The organism is Azospirillum formosense (assembly GCF_013340925.1).
Lineage (GTDB): Bacteria > Pseudomonadota > Alphaproteobacteria > Azospirillales > Azospirillaceae > Azospirillum > Azospirillum formosense.
Genome location: NZ_WHOR01000425.1, coordinates 1 through 2,903, shown reverse-complemented (window position 1 = coordinate 2,903; position 2,903 = coordinate 1). Strand labels below are relative to the sequence as shown.

Sequence of the window (2,903 nt, the reverse complement as noted above, 5' to 3'; positions counted from 1 at the left end):
GCTGGTCGCGCCTGACCTCCCACACCACGAAAGCCCTCTTATGCAGCCTGTGGAGTCCCCATGCGGAGCCTGCCGCTCTCAGATCTCAGTACCCCCTCTGCCGCGACCGCCCCGCCCCGCGGCCCGTCCACAGCCGCCCGCGGCACCCCGCGAGCCGCGCTCGAAAACACGTTCCCAACCATAGCGGACGGCGGGGAGGCGCCTTTGGGGGTTCCAGTCCGGGCTCCGCAGGATCTGGCCGCCGGCCTGCTGATCGCGGCTTTCGGTCTGGTCGCCCTGTGGCTGGGGCGCGATTGGCCCACCGGAACGCTCGCCTACGTGCAATCCGGTTTCTTCCCGCGGATGATCGGACTGCTGATGGTGCTGGCCGGCGCCGTCGTTACCGGTCGAAGCCTGCTGGCCCATGGCGCCGGCCTGCCGGCCTGGGGCTGGCGCCCTCTGCTCGGGGTGACGGCGGCGGTGCTGGCCTTCGCCGGGACGGTGGAGACGCTGGGGCTGGTGCCGGCTGTGCTGATTCTGGTGGGGCTGGGCAATCTGGCCGGTCAGCCGCTCCGTCCGGTTCCTCTGCTGCTGCTGGGCGGAGCCCTGGCGGCGGGCTGCGTCGCGCTGTTCGTCTGGGGTTTGGGACTGCCCCTGCGGGTGTGGCCATGATCGACCTGCTCGGCAACCTGCTGCTCGGCCTGTCGGTTTCGCTGTCACCGGACAACCTGCTGCTCTGCTTCGGCGGGGCGCTGATCGGCACGCTGATCGGCGTGCTGCCCGGTCTGGGACCGACCGCCACGGTGGCGATGCTTCTGCCGCTGACCTTCTATCTGCCGCCGGTCGGCGCGCTCATCATGCTGGCGGGCATCTTCTACGGTTCGCAGTATGGCGGGTCGGCGACGGCCATCCTGGTGAACCTGCCGGGGGAATCTTCATCCGTGGTCACCTGCCTGGACGGCCACGCCATGGCGCGGCAGGGCCGGGCCGGGGTGGCGCTCGCCACGGCGGCGCTCGCCTCCCTGTTCGCCGGGATCACCACCACCGTCCTGATCGCCGTGGCCGGCCCGCCGCTGGCCGGGGTGGCGCTCGCCTTCGGGCCGGCGGAGTATGTGTCGCTGATGCTGCTGGGCCTGATCGGGGCGGTGACGCTGGCCCATGGATCGGTGGTGAAGGCCATCGCGATGATCCTGCTGGGCCTGCTGCTGAGCATGGTCGGCACCGACGTCAATTCCGGCGACACGCGCTTCACCTTCGGCCTGCCGCAGCTTTACGACGGCATCGACTTCGTGCCTCTCGCCATGGGGCTGTTCGGGCTGGCGGAGATCATCATCAGCCTGGAGCAGACCGGCGGCGCCGGGCGGACCACCGCCCCGATCGCCAGCCTGTGGCCGAAGCGCGAGGATGTCCGCCAGGCTTGGCCGGCGACGGTGCGCGGCACGGTGATGGGAGCCCTTCTCGGCATCCTGCCCGGCGGCGGCGCCACACTGGGTTCCTTCGCCGCCTATTCGCTGGAAAAGAAGGTGTCCCGCCACCCGGAGCGCTTCGGCCAGGGCGCCATCGAGGGGGTAGCCGCGCCGGAGGCCGCCAACAACGCCGCCTCGCAGGCCTGCTTCATCCCCATGCTCAGCCTGGGCATCCCGCCCAACGCCATCATGGCCCTGATGATCGGCGCCATGACCATCCACGGCATCACGCCGGGGCCGCAGATCATGGCCAAGCAGCCGGAACTGTTCTGGGGCATGATCGCCAGCATGCTGATCGGCAACGTGATCCTGGTAATCCTGAACCTGCCGATGATCGGGCTGTGGGTGCGGCTGCTGAAGGTGCCCTACGGCTATCTGTTCCCGGCCATCCTGGTCTTCTGCTGCATCGGCACCTACACGCTGAACAACAACGGCTTCAACGTCCTGCTGATGGCCCTGTTCGGCGTCCTGGGCTACGTGCTGCGCAAGCTGGACTGCGAACCGGCGCCGCTGATGCTGGGCTTCGTGCTGGGTCCCATGCTGGAGGAGAATCTGGGGCGCGCTCTGCTGCTGTCGGGCGGCGATCCCACCGTCTTCGCCACCCGCCCGATCAGCGGCAGCCTGCTGGCCGCCGCCGCTTTCCTGCTGATCCTGATGGTGCTGCCGTCGGTGCGCCGCCGCCGCGACGACGCCTTCAAGGATGAATGATCCCCGAACCTCTTTCCTTGTCCCCGCCCGCCCGTATTTCCACAGGGCGGGCGGATTTCACGCCGTGAAAGGTGCCCACCCGATGACCGTCGTCAAAGAGTTCGCCCGTCCCTCCCCCGAGATGGTCGCCGCCTTCCGCGGCCAGTCCCCGGCCACGCTGCACGAAGCGATGGGCAAGAAGGGCGCGATGTCTTTTCCGATCAAGCCGCTCTACCAAGGCATGACGCTGTTCGGCACCGCGGTGACCGTGTCCGGCGGCCCGACCGACAATCTGATGATCCACGCCGCCATGGCGCTGACCCGTCCGGGCGACGTGCTGGTGGTCGATTTCAAGGGCATGACCGAGGCCGGCCCCTGGGGCGACGTGCTGACCGAGGCGGCGCTCCAGCGCGGGCTGGCCGGGCTGGTGATCGACGGCTGCGTGCGCGACGCCGCAGCCATCCGCGCCATGGGCTTTCCGGTCTTCTGCCGGGGAACCAGCATGAAGGGCACCACCAAGACCCAGCCCACGGGCGACGTGAACACACCCATCGTCTGCGGCGGCGTGATGGTCATGCCGGGTGACATCCTGGTCGGCGACGACGACGGGGTGGTCGTGGTGCCCCAGGCCGAGGCCGCCGCGACGCTCACCAAGGCGGCGGAGCGTGAGCGGATGGAGGAGGGGCTGCGCGAACAGCTCCGCGCCGGGCGGACGACGGTCGAGGCGCTGACGCTGGAACCCTGTCTGGAGGCCGGCGGCATCACGCTGTG

At 69.5% G+C, this 2,903-nt stretch carries 3 protein-coding genes; all 3 read left to right on the top strand.

Annotated elements, in window-relative coordinates; genetic code table 11:
• Positions 1-204 precede the first annotated feature (204 nt).
• Positions 205-651 carry a tripartite tricarboxylate transporter TctB family protein gene (locus GBZ26_RS28520; RefSeq protein ID WP_174441684.1) on the top strand — a complete coding sequence of 149 codons (447 nt, stop codon included), beginning with the start codon at positions 205-207 and terminating at the stop codon, positions 649-651.
• Positions 648-2,153: a tripartite tricarboxylate transporter permease gene (locus GBZ26_RS28515; protein WP_211105003.1), complete on the top strand. Its 1,506-nt coding sequence runs from the start codon at positions 648-650 to the stop codon at positions 2,151-2,153. The genes GBZ26_RS28520 and GBZ26_RS28515 overlap by 4 nt, the downstream gene beginning before the upstream one ends.
• Positions 2,154-2,235: 82 nt before the next feature.
• The coding region (locus GBZ26_RS28510) for a 4-carboxy-4-hydroxy-2-oxoadipate aldolase/oxaloacetate decarboxylase (RefSeq protein WP_174441683.1) at positions 2,236-2,903 on the top strand (668 nt) is incomplete at its 3' end.